This is a genomic window from Vibrio sp. 1167 (assembly GCF_033340375.1).
GTDB classification, from domain to species: domain Bacteria; phylum Pseudomonadota; class Gammaproteobacteria; order Enterobacterales; family Vibrionaceae; genus Vibrio; species Vibrio alginolyticus.
In genome coordinates this window covers 263,097-279,426 of sequence record NZ_JAWOWK010000002.1, presented here as the reverse complement: position 1 = coordinate 279,426, position 16,330 = coordinate 263,097, and the positions used below count along the sequence as shown (strand labels likewise).

Below are 16,330 nucleotides of genomic sequence, written 5' to 3'. Positions count from 1 at the left end.
GTCTTAATTACATCAACCACTCTCCTAAATCTGAAAAAATTCAATACAAATCAACAAGATAACAATTGGCACACATTCTGCTCTCTAGTGGTCAACATCACGACTATTAAAACAATCACTGGAGAACCCAATATGTTCTGTATTCAATGTGAACAGACAATTCAAACCCCTGCTGTTAAAGGTTGTTCTTTTGCACAAGGTATGTGTGGTAAAACTTCTGAAGTATCTGACCTTCAAGACGTGTTGGTTTACACACTGCAAGGGGTTTCTTTTTGGGCATCAAAAGCACTTGAATTCAACATCATTAACGATGAAATCAACCAATGGGCACCAAAGGCATTTTTCTCTACATTGACGAACGTAAACTTTGACCCTGAACGTGTCCTAGAGTTAACTTCTCAAGCCTCAACGTACAAAGCATTGCTAAAAGAGCAAGTAATGTCTGCTGCAACACTCGCCGATACCGAAGTTGCTGACATCCCTGTTGTTGCTCACTTTGAGCTACCAAATAGCGCAGAAGCAATCTTAGCTTTTGCTCCTCAAGTCGCGGTTAACCGTGGTAAGGACCAAGTACATGAAGATGTTATTGGCCTACGCCTACTTTGCCTATACGGCCTTAAGGGTGCCGCAGCATACATGGAGCACGCACGTGTTCTTGAGCAAACCAACAACGATATCTACGCCGAATACCATGAAATCATGGCGTGGTTGGGCACAGACCCTGAAGATCTAGGCGAACTACTTGATTGCTCAATGCGCATCGGCCTGATGAACTACAAAGTGATGGAAATGCTCGACCAAGGTGAAACAATGACCTTCGGCCATCCAGAACCAACCACGGTGAACGTCAAGCCAGTAAAAGGCAAGTGTATTCTTGTTTCTGGCCATGATTTGCATGACCTAGAAAAAATCCTGCAACAGACCGAAGGCAAAGGCATTAACGTTTACACCAATGGTGAAATGCTGCCTGCACACGGCTACCCTGAGCTGAAGAAATACTCTCATCTTGTCGGTAACTACGGCAGCGCATGGCAAAACCAGCAGAAAGAATTCGCCAACTTCCCTGGTGCAATCGTAATGACGTCAAACTGCTTGTTGAATCCAAATGTGGGTCAATACGCAGACCGTTTATTCACTCGTAGTATTGTTGGCTGGCCTGGTGTGGCTCACATCGAAGGCGATGATTTTAGCCAAGTGATTGAATGTGCTCTAGCGCAAGATGGTTTCCAACACGATGAAATCGAACACCACATCACGGTTGGTTTTGGTCGAAATGCACTGATGAACGCCGCCCCTGCGGTTATCGACCAAGTGAAGCAAGGCAACATCAAGCACTTCTTCCTAGTCGGCGGCTGTGACGGCGATAAAGCGGAACGTAGCTACTACACCGATTTTACGGCTGAAGCGCCAGAAGATACGCTCATCCTGACGTTGGCGTGTGGTAAGTTCCGCTTCAACAAGAATACGTTTGGTGATATCAACGGCATCCCTCGCCTATTGGATGTGGGCCAATGTAACGATGCTTACTCTGCAATCCAGCTTGCACTTGCACTGGCGAAAGAGTTTGACTGTGACATCAATGAACTACCACTCACGCTTGTGCTTTCTTGGTTCGAGCAAAAAGCGATCGTTATCTTGCTAACACTATTTGCATTGGGCGTGAAAGGCATTTACACAGGCCCTACTGCACCGGCATTCCTAACGCCAAACCTAATCGCCATAATCCAAGAGAAGTTCGATATGCGCAGTATTGGCAATGTTCAGGATGATCTAAAAGCCATCCTAGCAGCTTAATAAACTTGCTTGTTCGCGCCTCCTTACGAGGAGGCGCTAACTATTTCGAACCAAAAATAGCCACAACCAAAGAGATTGTTATGTTTTTTGAATGGCAAGGTAACCAACCCGTCACACTCCGTTGCATCGACAAATACTTCGAAACACACGACACCGTCAGCATCAAATTGGCTGAACTAACCGAGTCACTTTTGTTTCAGTTTAAGCCTGGCCAGTTTATTAACTTGGGCGTGGAAATTGATGGAAAAATGGAGTTTCGCGCCTATTCAATCAGCTCTATCAATGAAGACGATCACCTTCAATTCACCATCAAACGAGTATCTGGCGGTAAAGTATCGAACTACATCGTTGACTCGCTGCTGCTCGGTGATACTGTTCAAGCATTACCACCAGCAGGCGAATTCAACTGCATCGACCATCCACCCGTGTTACGTGATGGCGAAACAAAAGCCTTGCTTATCAGTGCAGGTTGCGGCGTCACGCCCGTATTTTCGATGGCAAAGCACTGGCTGAGTAATCAAGATGAAAACGACAACGATGTGGACATCGCATTTCTTCATATCGCACGCAGCCCCGAAGAGACGATTTACTACGATCAGCTAGAAACGCTCGACGCCGTATATCCCAACTTCCATTTAAAGCTGTTGCTGAAAAACCGCGAAGGAACGTCACACCCACAAGGTCGTTTGAATGCCGACTGGATTAAAGAGCTTGTTCCTGATTTCAAGCAACGCACCGTTTACCTGTGTGGTCCAAGTCAGTTTATGCAAGATGTTCACGGCTATTTGAATGATCTTGGTTTTGACATGACGAACTTCTACCAAGAGAGTTTTACGCCAGCGACTGGCGCAGAAACATCGGTCTCCGATGAGACGGTTAACGTTTCTGTTCCTGATTTTGCTCAAAGCATCGATGCGCAAAAAGGTCAGGTACTGGCCGATGTGCTCGAAGGCGCAGGTTTACCATTAATCGTCGCTTGTCGTAGCGGCATTTGTGGCTCGTGCAAATGCAAGGTTCGTCAAGGCAGCATCTCTTCCACCAGCCTAGAAACATTAACGCCAGAAGAAATTGAACAAGGCTATGTGCTCGCCTGCTCATCAACCATCGAAGCGGATCTTGAAGTGCAGATTGGTTAGTTTTCCAAATACAAAAAAGCGCCGCGATACGTCTGTTTAGATGTTTCGCGGCGCTTTTTGTTTAATTTTTCTTCTATTGCGACAGAGAGTTTTTTAGCTGAATAGCAACACTTTCAATGCCGCTTCACTGTCCACGTCCGTAAACTCTGGTGGGTTATCCAGACGCTCACGGAATGTCAACTCTGGCGCTTCTTCTTTCATGCTTTCAATCAAGAAGTCGCTTGTCACAGATGGCGAGTTCACACATGCCATCACTTGACCGCCTTCTGCCAACAAATCCGGCAACCGACGTAAAATCTTTTTGTAATCTTTAGTCAGCGCAAAGCTGCCTTTCTGGAATGAAGGCGGATCGATGATAATCAAGTCATACTGACCAGATTTCTTAATCTTACCCCACGATTTAAAGATATCGTGCCCCATAAAGCTTACCTGGTTGATGTTATGACCATTTAGCTTGTGGTTCTCACGACCTTTAGACAGCGATGCTTTCGCCATGTCGACGTTAACCACTTTATCTGCTCCACCCGCAATGGCAGCGACAGAAAAGCCACAGGTGTAAGCAAACAAGTTAAGCACGTTCTTATGCTTCGCATTTTCGCGTACCCAATCACGACCGTAGCGCATGTCCAAAAACAGACCGAAGTTTTGATTGCGGCCAATATCCAATTGGTATTTCAAACCGCTTTCTTCAACGACAGGGCGAGCGTCTAATTCACCGACAAGCACTTCTGAAGGCGCACCATCGGCATAACGGTGCTGAAGAACCATAGTGCGACCTTGCTTGTCTGCCCACAGTGGTGATTGTGCCAACGCATTGAGGCCGTTTTTCAGCTCAGCGAGAAACGCGTCGTCGACTTCTTTAAACAAGTTGATAATCACCTGACCTTGTAACCAATCACAGGTGATTTGCTCTAGGCCCTCAAAACGACGGCCACGACCATGAAACAGTCGACGAATTTCGTTAGGAGCTTGCGCGAGCTCGGTTTCTAGATGCTGAAAGAACAGCGGAAGTTGTGATGCTTGCATCGAGTTCTCTTATTAGTTTTCTTTGTGACGGTTATTTGGTCGTAGGCCAGCTCAGTTCCCAAGGGGAAAGCCAAGCATCCAAACCCTGAGAGACGATTTCATTGTGCCATTTGTTACCCAGCACTTGGTATTCTCGTGGATCGCAAACAAAGCGATATTGCTCATCTCGGTATTGGAAGCAAAGTGAAAATGCATGCAGGTAACCGCGATCAGCCTCATTGCCTGCATTGTAAATCGGGTCGCCAACAATACCTGAGCCAACCGATTTTAATGCCACGCGGATTTGATGCGTTTTACCAGTGTGTGGCTTACATAAAAATAGGCGCTCTCCGGGCTCTGCCGCAAGAGAGAAAAACTGGGTGACGGCTGGGTTATTTTTGCTGTTGACCAGCTTCCATGATGAACGGCGCGAACGCTCCATATCACCAACGACCAAACCTTGTTTCTTTTTCGGCTTTTTAGAGCCAATCGCTAGGTAGAACTTTTCTACTTGGCGGTCAGCGAAGGCTTGCGATAACGCACTGGCCGCTTTGGCATTGCGTCCGAGGAGCAGAATACCCGATGTCATTTTATCCAAGCGATGGATAAGATAGAGCTGCTGATCACCACTCTGCTTAGCCACTTCTTGCAGCAGCATTGTGTCGCCATCGTCTTTATGAACAGAGGCGTTGGGATGCTTATTGATGATCAGAAAATCGGGATGGGTATGTAGAATATCGAACATAAAAAACTGGCTCCACGTTTGGAGCCAGCAGTATACATAAGTTATCGGACAAAGCTATCGAGGCTTGCCCCCAAGGTATTTGCTAAAGCTTCTTCGAGAAAATGCCAGCAAGACCAATGATTGCGATACCCAGCAGCATGATTTCACCTTTGCCACTATCAAAGCCAGACTTAATCCCCATGAAGGCAACAATAGCAATCGCAACAGGAATCAGGTATTTAACTAGGTTGTACCACAATCCAAATAGCGGGAAGGATACTTCGCCGTCATTAGTGATCTCTTTTTCTAACTCAGCACGGCTTAGGCGCCATCCTGCAAAGATACACACCAACATACCACCAACCGCTAAGAAGATTTTGTCCGTTAGTAAGTCGAAGATATCAAAGGCACCGGTACCAAACAGCGTTGGTCCCATTCCACCTAACGATAGTGACGCAAAAATACATAATGCCGCCATAACTGCACTTGCAGACAGAACTGCGTTAGAGCGCTTCATGCCTTTCTCGTCGATTAGGTAAGACACGACAACTTCCAATAGTGATACTGAAGAAGTTAATGCCGCCACCGTCAAACCGATGAAAAATAGCAACGCGAATAGCAACCCAATCACTCCGCCCATTTCAGCAAATAGCTGAGGAACGACAACGAATACAAGACCAGGGCCTGCTGCAGGCTCCATGCCAAAGGCAAACATTGCTGGGAACATAGCAACACCAGCAAGAATCGCGACACCTGTATCCATCGCAGTAACCATACCGGTTGTTTGAACTAGGTTCTCTTTCTTCTTCAGGTAAGAACCGTACGTCATCATACAACCCATACCTAAGCTAAGTGAGAAGAACGCCTGCCCTAGTGCAGCAAGAACTACGTTGCTGTCGACTTTAGAAAAGTCCGGCATGAATAAGAACTCAAGGCCAGCCATTGCACCTGGCAGCATCAAGCCTTTAACAGAAACAACGATTAGGATTAAGAACAGAAGCGGCATCAGAACCTTACCGGCTTTCTCAATACCACCCGAAATCCCTTTCATCACGATCATGACGTTAAGGAACAGGTAAACACCCATCCACATTAAAGGTTGAATCGGATCTGAGATGAAACCGCCAAAACTGTCGCCAATTGCTTCTGGCGCGCTGAGTAGACCACCACCCACTTTAAAGATGTAGGCCAATGCCCAACCACCAACCACAGGGTAGAAGCCCATGATCAAAAGACCACTGAAGACTCCCATAACGCCAGTGAACGTCCAGCGTCGGTCAGTTGTTTTGAATGCACCTACGGCAGAAAGACCTGTCTTACGACCAATAGCGAACTCTGTCAGCATCACGCTAAAGCCGATAAAAATTACAAAGATAAGATAGATAGCAACGAATGCACCGCCGCCACTCTCACCTGCTGTGTAAGGGAATTTCCATATATTGCCTAAACCGACAGCGGAACCCGCTGCTGCCATTACGAAGCCTAGTTTAGACCCCCACGTATCACGTGGTGCTGCTGTATTAGTTGTAGCCACGCTTTTTCTCCAAAATTAGTTTGTTGTGTATGCATAGAGATAGGCGTCTAAAAAGTTTATGTAAAAATTATTGTACACTTATAAAATAAGCGTTCGACGCACTATGTCTAGAAAGTAAAGCAGCTCCCCTTTAAAATTGGAACCCCAAAAAAGTACATTTATCGCACAAGTGTCGAGTTACGCAGGTTAAATGCTGCTTTTTTGTTCAAAAGTTAAAGAATGACCTTATTTTTCACATTAAAATAACAGAATCAGCTGTTATGAAATTCGTTCCTCATATAAGGTCAATCCCACGTCTAAATGGGAAATCTATTCCCCCAACCCACTTTTATGCTTAATATCCTAGAAGGGCATATTACTCTGAGCGTATATGGACAAGTTTTATCACTTTCTTACTTTAGCTGGCATCGGGCTATATTGGTTACTGGTCGCAGGTGTGACCATTCGTGTCGTTTTAAAGCGCCGTGCAGTGAGCGTGTCTTTAGCTTGGCTAATGATCATTTATATCCTTCCCGTTCTGGGTGTCGCATGTTATTTCCTCTTCGGTGAACTGAACTTAGGCAGAAAACGAGCCGAACGTGCGAAAGAGATGTTTACACCATTCGAGAAGTGGTTCAGTCAGCTTAACGACTGTAACGCGCACAACCCAGAAACGATGGGAAGGCACATCTACCGAATTGATGAACTTTGTAACAACCGCCTTGGTCTTCCCGCATTGAGCGGTAATACATTGTCGCTGCAACAGTCACCTAATGAGATTTTGCATTCCATTATTGAAGACATCGAAAACGCGCAGAGCAGTATTCGAATGGTATTCTACATTTGGCATCCAGGTGGTTTGGCTGACTCTGTCGCTTCTGCACTTATCCGAGCGGCTAAACGCGGCGTAGATGTCAAGCTATTGCTCGATTCAGCAGGTAGCCCGCGTTTTTTCAGAAGTCCTTGGTATCGAATGATGCAGGATGCTGGAATTGAAGTTATTCAAGCGTTAGAAGTGAAGATGTGGCGTATTTTCTTACGTCGTCTTGATCTTCGCCAGCATCGCAAGATCATCGTAATTGATGATGAAATTGCTTATACCGGTTCAATGAACTTGGTTGACCCGGCTTACTTCAAGCAAAATAGTGGCGTTGGGCATTGGGTGGACATCATGGTTCGCATTACGGGACCAACGGTAAACGTATTGAGTGCCATCCACTGTTGGGATTGGGAAGTCGAAACTGGCGAACGCCATTTACCGAGACTACCTGAATGTAAAATCGATGAGAGTGAATTCCAACACCCTATTCAGGTTGTGCCTTCTGGCCCAGGTATGCCGGAATATCTGATCTATCAAGTATTAACATTGGCAATAAACCAAGCCAATCGCTCGGTACGAATCACAACACCATATTTCGTGCCCAATGCTGATTTACTCGAAACGTTAAAGATGACAGCACAACGAGGCATTGACGTTGAACTCATTATTCCCCATAAAAATGACTCTATGATGGTGCAATGGGCGTCACGCGCTTTTTATAGTGAGCTCTTGAGTGCAGGGGTCAAGATTTATGAGTTTTATGGTGGTTTGCTGCATACAAAATCTGTCGTAATTGACGACCAATTCTGTTTAGTTGGCACCGTAAACATGGATATGCGCAGCTTGTGGCTGAACTTCGAAGTGACCCTCGCCGTTGATGACGAAGAGTTCACCAAGCAAATGTCTTGGTTACAAGATAGCTATATTAAGCAATCTCACACTGTTGTATTGGAAGAGTGGGAGAAAAGGAGCCTATTTTCTCGGTTCTTAGAGCGAGTGTTCTATCTCTTCAACCCACTCCTCTAATACCTCAAATACACCGACTAAAAAACCTCCAGCGCTACATGCATCCTGCTGGAGGTTTGTTCTTTTAGCTCCCTATCTACACGATACCTCTCGACATCATTACCTGTTCATCTTGGCTGTTATTGGCTGATAGTCGACTTTTCCCTTGCATAACCTACGTCGTCCATGTTTTAAATATTCAAAACCGCAATATTTAAGACAGGGAACTTTTATGTCAGAGGGAAAAAAAACCAAACTCATTACCGCTGGCCGCGATAAAAAGTGGACAAATGGTGTTGTAAACCCACCCGTTCAACGCGCTTCAACTGTGGTATTCAATACCGTTGCAGAAAAGAACCAAGCCACCATTAATCGTGCAAACAAAACGTTGTTTTATGGTCGCCGAGGCACCAACACGCACTTTGCTTTCCAAGACGCAATGGTTGAGATTGAAGGTGGAGCTGGTTGCGCGCTTTACCCTTGTGGAACGGCAGCAATTTCAAACGCCATCCTCTCTTTCGTTGAAACTGGCGATCACATTCTAATGGTGGACACTTGTTACGAACCAACTCGTGACTTTTGTAACACCATAATGAAGAAAATGGGCATCGAAACCACCTATTATGACCCAATGATCGGTGAAGGTATCCGAGACTTGATTCAGCCGAATACCAAAGTCCTTTTCTTGGAGTCTCCTGGTTCAATAACCATGGAAGTCCAAGATGTACCTACATTAGCGCGCATTGCCCACGAGCAAGATATCATCGTGATGCTTGACAACACATGGGGAGCAGGCGTGAACTTCTCTCCTTTCGAGCATGGCGTAGACATTTCCATTCAAGCGGCAACTAAGTATATTGTTGGACATTCAGATGTCATGCTAGGTACTGCTGTGGCTTCTGAAAAGTATTGGGGTCAGCTTCGTGAACAAAGCTACCTGATGGGTCAGTGCGTTTCTCCTGACGACGCATACCTAGGTCTTCGAGGTATTCGCACGTTGGATGTTCGCCTAAGACAGCACGCAGAAAGCAGTTTAAAAGTCGCTCAGTGGCTCGCTTCTCGCCCAGAAGTTGATCATGTCCGCCATCCAGCTTTAGAAACAAGCCCTGGCCATGAGTTTTTCAAACGAGATTTCACAGGCGGAAACGGCTTGTTTTCATTTGTTCTCAAAACGTCTTATCCAAAAGCGATAACGGCTCTGCTTGATGGTATGAAACACTTCAGTATGGGTTACTCTTGGGGCGGTTATGAAAGCCTCATTCTAGCTAACGAACCTAAGAGCTTTAACAGCCTGAGAACCATAGCTCACCCACACTTTGAAGGTACTTTGGTTCGTATTCATATTGGCTTAGAAGACGTAAATGACTTGATCGCTGATTTAGAGGCTGGTTTTGCGCGTTATAATGCCTTAATGCTTGAAAAAGAAGCCTCCCTATAACAATGATTGAATCGCCCTGCATTGCGGGGCGTTTTTATAAGCCCCTGACTTAATTAGAATTAACTAACATTCACCCGAACCATTAATTAATGTTAATCATTTGTGTTGTTTTTCAATTGAGCAGTCACAGAATGAAATAATGTGCCACAAATAGGCTTTCCAAATTTAGAGTTTCTCTCCTACTTTTTATCATTCATAAGAGGTCATACCACAAGGAGATAGTTTTGAAACTCAAATTTATAGCGCTAATGCTTTTTACCTTAGTTACCGTCCCAATAACCTCCGTACACGCTGCAACAGGTTATACCCAAACCAAGTATCCGATTGTTCTGGTTCACGGTTTGTTTGGTTTTGATACCCTGGCAGGCGTTGATTACTTTTTCGGAATACCACATTCCTTAACAAAAGATGGCGCTACGGTTTATGTTGCACAGGTATCCGCGACCAATAGCAGCGAAGTTCGAGGGGAGCAACTGCTTGCTCAAGTTGAAACCTTACTTGCAGCAACAGGCGCAGAGAAAGTCAATCTCATTGGTCACAGTCATGGTGGTCCAACAACGCGCTATGTTGCCTCTGTCCGTCCTGACCTAGTCGCATCAGTTACGAGTATAGGAGGCGTTAATAAAGGGTCTAAAGTAGCAGATTTAGTTCGTGGCACCGTATCTGAGGGTTCGGGTAGTGAGCAGCTCGCGGTAAAACTGGCGCAAGGCTTAACTACTCTTATTAATCTTCTATCAGGTGGTTCTGATCTCGACCAAGACCCTTTAGCCTCACTAGCAGCATTAACCACGGAAGGATCATTAGCGTTTAACCAACACTACCCGGAGGGAGTCCCTACCAGTGAATGTGGTAATGGTGACTTTCTGGCTTCAAATGGCGTTTATTACTACTCATGGACCGGATCATCCACTTTTACAAACGTTTTCGATCCGACCGACGCTGCCATGATGGTACTTGGCTTAGCCTTTGATGGGCCAAATGATGGCTTAGTTGGTGCGTGCAGCACACATTTGGGCAAAGTCATACGTGATGATTATCAAATGAACCATTTGGATGAAATTAACGGTCTACTCGGTATTCATCATCTTTTTGAAACCGATCCAGTCACGCTTTATCGCCAACATGCAAATCGTCTCAAACTTCAAGGTTTATAAGAGGTCATCACAATGAAGAAAGTCGCTCTCACCACTTTTATCCTGCTCTCGATATTTGGCGTGGGAGCGCTTTCTCTGTTGCAAAGCGACAAACAACAAGAGATAACCTCTAACCATTCGCAATCTCAGCAAGATATAGCCGCCGATGTCTCTTCACCAAAAGACTTCTTCGAATATTCTCTTAGCCGGCTGGGCGAAGAAGATCTCGATACGATCAAAGCGGAAGTCAATGATGACACTTTAGCAAAGCAAACTCTGAATATTGATGCCACACTTTTTCAAGCCTACCTTTCCTACAAGCAAGCACTCACTGCATTAGAGCCTTTTGAGCACAACCACCTAACGCTTGAACAGTTAACCATGCTGAATGAAGCAATACTGAACTTACAGCTTCAATACTTTAACGAGGTGCAGATAACCCAATTGTTTGACGAAGAAAACCGACTTCGCCAACTTGCTTTAGAAAAGCTGACGATTAAAACACAGGCATCGGATATCGAGAGTCAAACACACCTTCTCAATCAAGCGTTATCAGAACAACCGGATTACATACGAGAAAGTGAACGCAATAACGCATTAGCAAAGCAGCTCGAGCAAGCTTCTCAGCTTGGTTCACAAGACAAGTACATCGCCCGTGTTGCTCTGGTAGGAGATGCCGGAGCGCAGAGGCTGCAAAAGCTTGATGAGAAAAGAGCATCATTTGAGACTCAACTCGCCACTTACTTAAAGCAGCGTCAAAATATTCTGAATAGAGATTTTCTAGGGCAAGACGAAAAACAGGCAGAAATCATTGCTTTAAGAAAACAAAGCTTCGATGCCACTCAATGGCGTCGAATCGAAGCTTTGGAACGTATTCATGATAGCCAGAACTAACAACATTAGCTTAATAGCCAAACGTTACTTATTCTGCTTTTTAGGACATCCAACGATATGGTCATCCACCATGCCGACGGCTTGCATGAAAGCATAACAGATGGTTTCACCGACAAACTTGAAGCCTTTCTTTTTTAGGAATTTACTCATGGCTTTGGATTGCTCTGTCGAAGCTGGTACGTCACTCATATGTTGCCATTGATTGACGATTGGTTCGCCATCCACGAACTGCCACAACGCGTCTGATAAACTCCCGTATTCAGCAATTAACGCTTTGGCCGCTTTGGCATTACTGAATACCGAGTTAATCTTTCCGCGATGTCTCACAACATCGAAGTTTTCCACGATGTATTCAGCGCGTTCTTCATTTCTTTGTTCCAACGCATCTAGATCGTAATTCTCGAACGCTTCTCTGTAACCTTCGCGCTTTTTAAGGATGGTGATCCAACTAAGGCCAGCTTGCGCACCTTCCAACGTAATAAATTCAAACAGGACTTGGTCGTCATATACTGGCACGCCCCATTCGGAATCATGATATTCGCGCTCTAATGGGTGATTCATCGCCCACGCACACGTTTTTTGTTCTGTCATTATTCTTCCTTAAAAAGCGCCTCTAACTGATGAGCTAGAGGCGCGATATTTTTCATCGTTATATCAGTAGCACTAAGCCTGTTTCGGTACTGCCACTTTATGGAACAAACGATACAACACTGGCACGACAATCAGTGTCAGGACTGTCGCAAAACCCAAACCAAACATAATCGTAACCGCCATTGGTTTGAAGAAAATATCTGGCAACAGTGGGATCATACCAAGGATCGTCGTGATAGCAGCCATACAAACGGGACGGACGCGACTTACCGCAGCATCAACGACCGCGTCATAAGCCTCTTTACCGGACTTCATTTCAATTTCAATTTGGTCCAGTAATACGATGCCATTTTTGAGCACCATTCCCGATAAGCTTAAGAAGCCGAGCAATGCCATAAAACCAAACGGCGTGTTGAGTGCCAACAAACCAGTGGTGACGCCAATTAACGCCAGCGGCACGGTAAGCCAAACAATGAGTGGCTCTTTGATAGAGTTAAATAGGAATACAGTGATCAAGAACATGAACAAGTACCCCATTGGCATGGTAGTAAACAGCGACTCTTGAGCATCACCAGAAGATTCGTATTCACCACCCCACTCTAGTGAATAGCCAGGAGGCATTTGAATCGCTTCGATTTGGGGCTGTAAACGTTTTTGCAACGTCGATGCGGTTTCTTCACCTAGAATATCAGGGTCTGCCATCACAGTGAGCATACGCTTACGGTTCTTACGTACGATGATAGGATCCTCCCAACGCATGTCGTAACCCATTGTGACTTGTTGAAGTGGGATAAACTCACTCTGTGCTGGACTCCATATTTTCATGCCTTCGATGTTACGAATATCAATGCGCTCATCTTCTGGTAAACGAGCCACGATAGGCATGAGCGTCGTGCCGTCTCGGTAAAGGCCTATCGTCATTCCAGAGAATGACATGGACAAGAAGTCATCGACATCTGATTTTGTAATGCCATAGCGACGTGCCTGACTCTCGTTAAACTGAGGTTCAAGAACTTGGGTTCGTTCACGCCAATCATGCCTGATATTTGTTGCCTGAGGATCGGCGTACATGATGTCCTTGACCTGAGCGGCTATCGTACGAAGGACGGTTGGATCTGAACCAATAATGCGCGCTTCAATTTTTGCACCACCACCAGGGCCTAACTCAATCTGTTTGAGCTTGTAATTGATTTCTGGGTAGTTGGCTTTTAAATACTCTCGAAACTTCGCCATTAATGGTTTCAACGCTTCGTAATTTTCCATACGAGTGGTTATCTCACCATAAGCCGCATAACTTTTCTCTGGCGCGTACGTTAACATGAAGCGCTGTAAACCTTTACCCGCGGTCGTCGTGATATGGTCAACATGCTCTTGCTTAGCTAACCAACTTTCTAACTCTTTAAGCGTTGTGTTGGTTGCTCGAATATCAGTTCCTTCTGGCATCCATACATCTAACTGAAAAATCGGCGTTGTCGAAGATGGGAAAAACGCTTGCTTCACAAAGGTGAACCCGTAAACACTTGCCGCTAATCCCGCAATCAGCACCACAACGGTAAACCAAGCACGACGCATACAAAACTGAAGAAACTTTTTATAAATAACGAAAATAACCCCGTTATATGGATCATTTTCTTCCCCTTCACCTTGTTTAATCTTCTGGCCTTTAAAGAAGATGTCAGCAAAGAATGGTGTCAACGAGATAGCGGTAAACCAGCTCAACATTAAAGAGATCAGCAGAACCGTAAATAAAGTGCCACAGTATTCGCCCGTCGAGTCTTCAGACAGTCCAATTGGCGCAAATGCAGTTACCGCAATCACAGTTGCCCCAAGTAATGGCCACTTTGTTTGGGTAACAATGTCGGTCGCTGCTTGGAGTCGAGTTCGCCCTTTTTGAGTACCAATCAAAATCCCCTCAACCACAACGATGGCATTGTCCACCAGCATACCTAACGCGATAACCAAGGCACCTAATGAAATCCGCTGTAAATCTATCGCGAGATACTTCATGAAAATGAACGTACCCAACACCGTCAGCAGCAAGATTAAACCGATAAGTAGCCCAGAACGTAGCCCCATAAAGAACAGAAGTACGATAATGACGATACCGACAGCTTGAGCCAAGCTCACAACAAAACCGCTAACCGATTTATCCACTTCTTTCGGCTGACTATAGATTTCCGAAATTTCGATACCGACAGGTTGTTGGTACTTTAGCTCTGCAAGGCGATGATCAAACGCTTTTCCGACTTCAACGACGTTGACGCCTTCAGCAAAAGAAACACCCACGTTTAGTGCGAGGCTGCCGTTAAAATTAATAATATTATTCGGGACTTCTACGTAACCACGTTTTATTTCCGCCACATCTTTCAAGAAGATGAGCCCCTGAGCACCCGACTCAGTAATCAACAAATCGCCTAGCTCATCCACACTCTGGAACTCGCCAGTCGGCTGAATTCTGATGTACTCGTCACCAATTCTGATCGCTCCTGCGTCAGAAACTACGTTTTGCGTCGAAAGAAGATTAAACACGGTATCCGGAGCAAGACCTATACTGCTCAATTTTTTCATCGATACTTCGATGAACACTTGCTCTTGCTGTTGCCCAGATACCGAAACTTTACTCACGCCATCAACCAGTTCGAGCTCTCGGCGTAAGTAATCGACGTAATCCAGTAGCTCTTTATAGCTATAACCGTCGCCAGTCACCGCTAACAAAATCCCGTAAACATCACCAAAATCATCGATCACTTGAGGTTCATTCACACCTGGAGGCAACGTCCCTTTAAGGTCGTTCACTTTACGGCGCAACTCATCCCAAATTTGTGGTAGATCATCAGGGCCATAATTGTTCTTCATCGTGACCGTGATTTGAGATAATCCCCGGCTAGAAATCGAATTGACTTCATCAACATAAGTAAGCTGCTGAATCGCTTTTTCGATTGGGTACGTCACTTCTTCTTCGACTTGTTGCGGTGTCGCACCAGGGTAAGAGGTCACTACCATCGCATCTTTAATAGTAAAAGCAGGGTCCTCAAGACGCCCTAAACCAAAGAATGCGGCGATACCACCAATCAAAAATATCAGTGCGACCATCCAACTGATGACGCGATTTCGGATGAAGTACGCAGCAATACCGGTCACATCATCATCACTTTGAGGCACTGATTTATTAAGATCGCTCATAGACCGGCCTCCTGCGTAGCCATTTCCTGTATCACTTCCACTTTCATGCCATCCCTTAATCGAGAAACACCGGCAATCACAACTTTGTCTTTGAGCATGAGACCATCAAGGATTTGAATGGACGTTTTAGATGCCTTACCTGCTCGCACCTGTTTGCGCGATACCGTATTGTCGTCATTCAGTACCCAAACAAATTTGTTTTCGCGTCCCAGCTCGTCACCGTCCGCATTGAAAATGGCTTCGATAGGGACATTAATTCCTAGGTTTAAATCAAGCCCAACATTCTCGTCTTTAGACGTTACTTCAACAGCCATCCCATCTAGGATGTACTCTTCTTCCGGCATAGGAAGCGACAGTGTGACAGTAAACGTACCTGTTGTTGGATCGGGCTCAGTCGTAAACTCTTTTACCGTCGCGTTATATTCGTTACCACTGGGCACGCGCACTAATGCTTTGATCGCGGTAAGCCTTTCTTCCGTTGGCGGTTGGTTCACATAGAGGCGGTCAGGAAGCTGAATCAACACTTCGACTCGCTCCAAGCTGTGAATATTAACGATATGCTGTCCGACTTGAACATTTTCGAATTGGTCGATATTAACTCGCGAAATAATCCCATCCACGGGCGCTTTTAAGGCAGTAAATGATAGACGAAGTTTGGCTAACTGAAGCTCAGCTAAGGCGATTTGTCGTTGTGCTGCAATTTCATCAAACTGAGACTTAGCTAATAGGCCTTTATCAACCAAAGGGCGTGAGCGGCGATACTGACTGTCGACAACAGAAAAACGCGCACTCGCATTATCTACATCCAACTCATAGTCCGTGGGATCTAGCGTTGCAATAACATCACCCTTCGTGACTTTGTCGCCCTCTTTTACCATGATGCGGCTGACTTCTCCTGCCACTCTGAAGCTCAAATGAGAGCGATCCGCTGCATTCGCAACCGCAGGGAAGTACAAGTTGTCGTCCACCTTGTTTCCCGCTAATGACGTAACCCTAACTCGTGGCGTTTCGAGCTCTTTTTCTGGCGCCTTATCCCCACAGCCAACGAGAAAAAGCGTTGAAAGTAAAGTCGCTAGAGAGATGATTCCTTTCAT

General features: G+C 45.4%; 12 protein-coding genes. 6 read left to right on the top strand and 6 right to left on the bottom strand.

All coding sequences use genetic code 11. From position 1 onward, the window contains the following. Positions 1-132: 132 nt before the first annotated feature. The gene (gene hcp / locus R7Z78_RS04650) at positions 133-1,794 is read left to right on the top strand and encodes a hydroxylamine reductase (RefSeq protein ID WP_053307434.1); all 1,662 of its coding nucleotides are present in this window, start codon (positions 133-135) and stop codon (positions 1,792-1,794) included. Between the two features lie 80 nt (positions 1,795-1,874). Then, positions 1,875-2,930, top strand: coding sequence for a hybrid-cluster NAD(P)-dependent oxidoreductase (locus R7Z78_RS04645; RefSeq protein WP_053303195.1), 1,056 nt, complete (start codon positions 1,875-1,877; stop codon positions 2,928-2,930). Between the two features lie 93 nt (positions 2,931-3,023). Here R7Z78_RS04645 and R7Z78_RS04640 read toward each other — a convergent pair whose 3' ends face one another. The 3 genes from R7Z78_RS04640 to R7Z78_RS04630 all read right to left on the bottom strand — a co-directional run bounded on the left by R7Z78_RS04640 (position 3,024) and on the right by R7Z78_RS04630 (position 6,133). Then, positions 3,024-3,956: a class I SAM-dependent methyltransferase gene (locus R7Z78_RS04640; protein ID WP_053303196.1), complete on the bottom strand. Its 933-nt coding sequence runs from the start codon at positions 3,954-3,956 to the stop codon at positions 3,024-3,026. A gap of 31 nt (positions 3,957-3,987) precedes the next feature. Then, positions 3,988-4,680, bottom strand: a complete 693-nt coding sequence (locus R7Z78_RS04635) for a TIGR01621 family pseudouridine synthase (protein WP_169644477.1) — start codon at positions 4,678-4,680, stop codon at positions 3,988-3,990. Between the two features lie 82 nt (positions 4,681-4,762). Continuing rightward, on the bottom strand, positions 4,763-6,133 hold the full coding sequence (locus R7Z78_RS04630; protein ID WP_042522154.1) for a sodium-dependent transporter: 1,371 nt from the start codon (positions 6,131-6,133) through the stop codon (positions 4,763-4,765). 430 nt (positions 6,134-6,563) lie between these two features. Here R7Z78_RS04630 and cls point away from each other — a divergent pair, with 430 nt between their 5' ends. The 4 genes from cls (at position 6,564) to R7Z78_RS04610 (ending at position 11,462) form a co-directional block, all read left to right on the top strand. Next, a complete protein-coding gene (gene cls, locus R7Z78_RS04625) occupies positions 6,564-8,018 on the top strand; it encodes a cardiolipin synthase (RefSeq protein ID WP_053303198.1) in 1,455 nt (484 codons plus the stop codon). Positions 8,019-8,229: 211 nt separating this feature from the next. Continuing rightward, positions 8,230-9,435 carry a cystathionine beta-lyase gene (locus R7Z78_RS04620; protein ID WP_169644476.1) on the top strand — a complete coding sequence of 402 codons (1,206 nt, stop codon included), beginning with the start codon at positions 8,230-8,232 and terminating at the stop codon, positions 9,433-9,435. A 248-nt stretch (positions 9,436-9,683) separates the two neighbouring features. After that, positions 9,684-10,589, top strand: coding sequence for an esterase/lipase family protein (locus R7Z78_RS04615; RefSeq protein ID WP_053307435.1), 906 nt, complete (start codon positions 9,684-9,686; stop codon positions 10,587-10,589). Between the two features lie 12 nt (positions 10,590-10,601). Next, positions 10,602-11,462 (top strand): lipase secretion chaperone, encoded by an 861-nt coding sequence (locus R7Z78_RS04610; RefSeq protein WP_104975230.1) that lies wholly within the window; start codon positions 10,602-10,604, stop codon positions 11,460-11,462. A gap of 24 nt (positions 11,463-11,486) precedes the next feature. On the opposite strand, the gene R7Z78_RS04605 is transcribed toward R7Z78_RS04610, so the two are convergent. The 3 genes from R7Z78_RS04605 to R7Z78_RS04595 all read right to left on the bottom strand — a co-directional run bounded on the left by R7Z78_RS04605 (position 11,487) and on the right by R7Z78_RS04595 (position 16,330). Next, the gene (locus R7Z78_RS04605; protein ID WP_005378109.1) at positions 11,487-12,053 is read right to left on the bottom strand and encodes a DNA-3-methyladenine glycosylase I; all 567 of its coding nucleotides are present in this window, start codon (positions 12,051-12,053) and stop codon (positions 11,487-11,489) included. A gap of 72 nt (positions 12,054-12,125) precedes the next feature. Further along, positions 12,126-15,236: an efflux RND transporter permease subunit VmeI gene (vmeI, locus tag R7Z78_RS04600; RefSeq protein WP_085569587.1), complete on the bottom strand. Its 3,111-nt coding sequence runs from the start codon at positions 15,234-15,236 to the stop codon at positions 12,126-12,128. Then, positions 15,233-16,330 carry an efflux RND transporter periplasmic adaptor subunit gene (locus tag R7Z78_RS04595; protein ID WP_005378112.1) on the bottom strand — a complete coding sequence of 366 codons (1,098 nt, stop codon included), beginning with the start codon at positions 16,328-16,330 and terminating at the stop codon, positions 15,233-15,235. The genes vmeI and R7Z78_RS04595 overlap by 4 nt, the downstream gene beginning before the upstream one ends.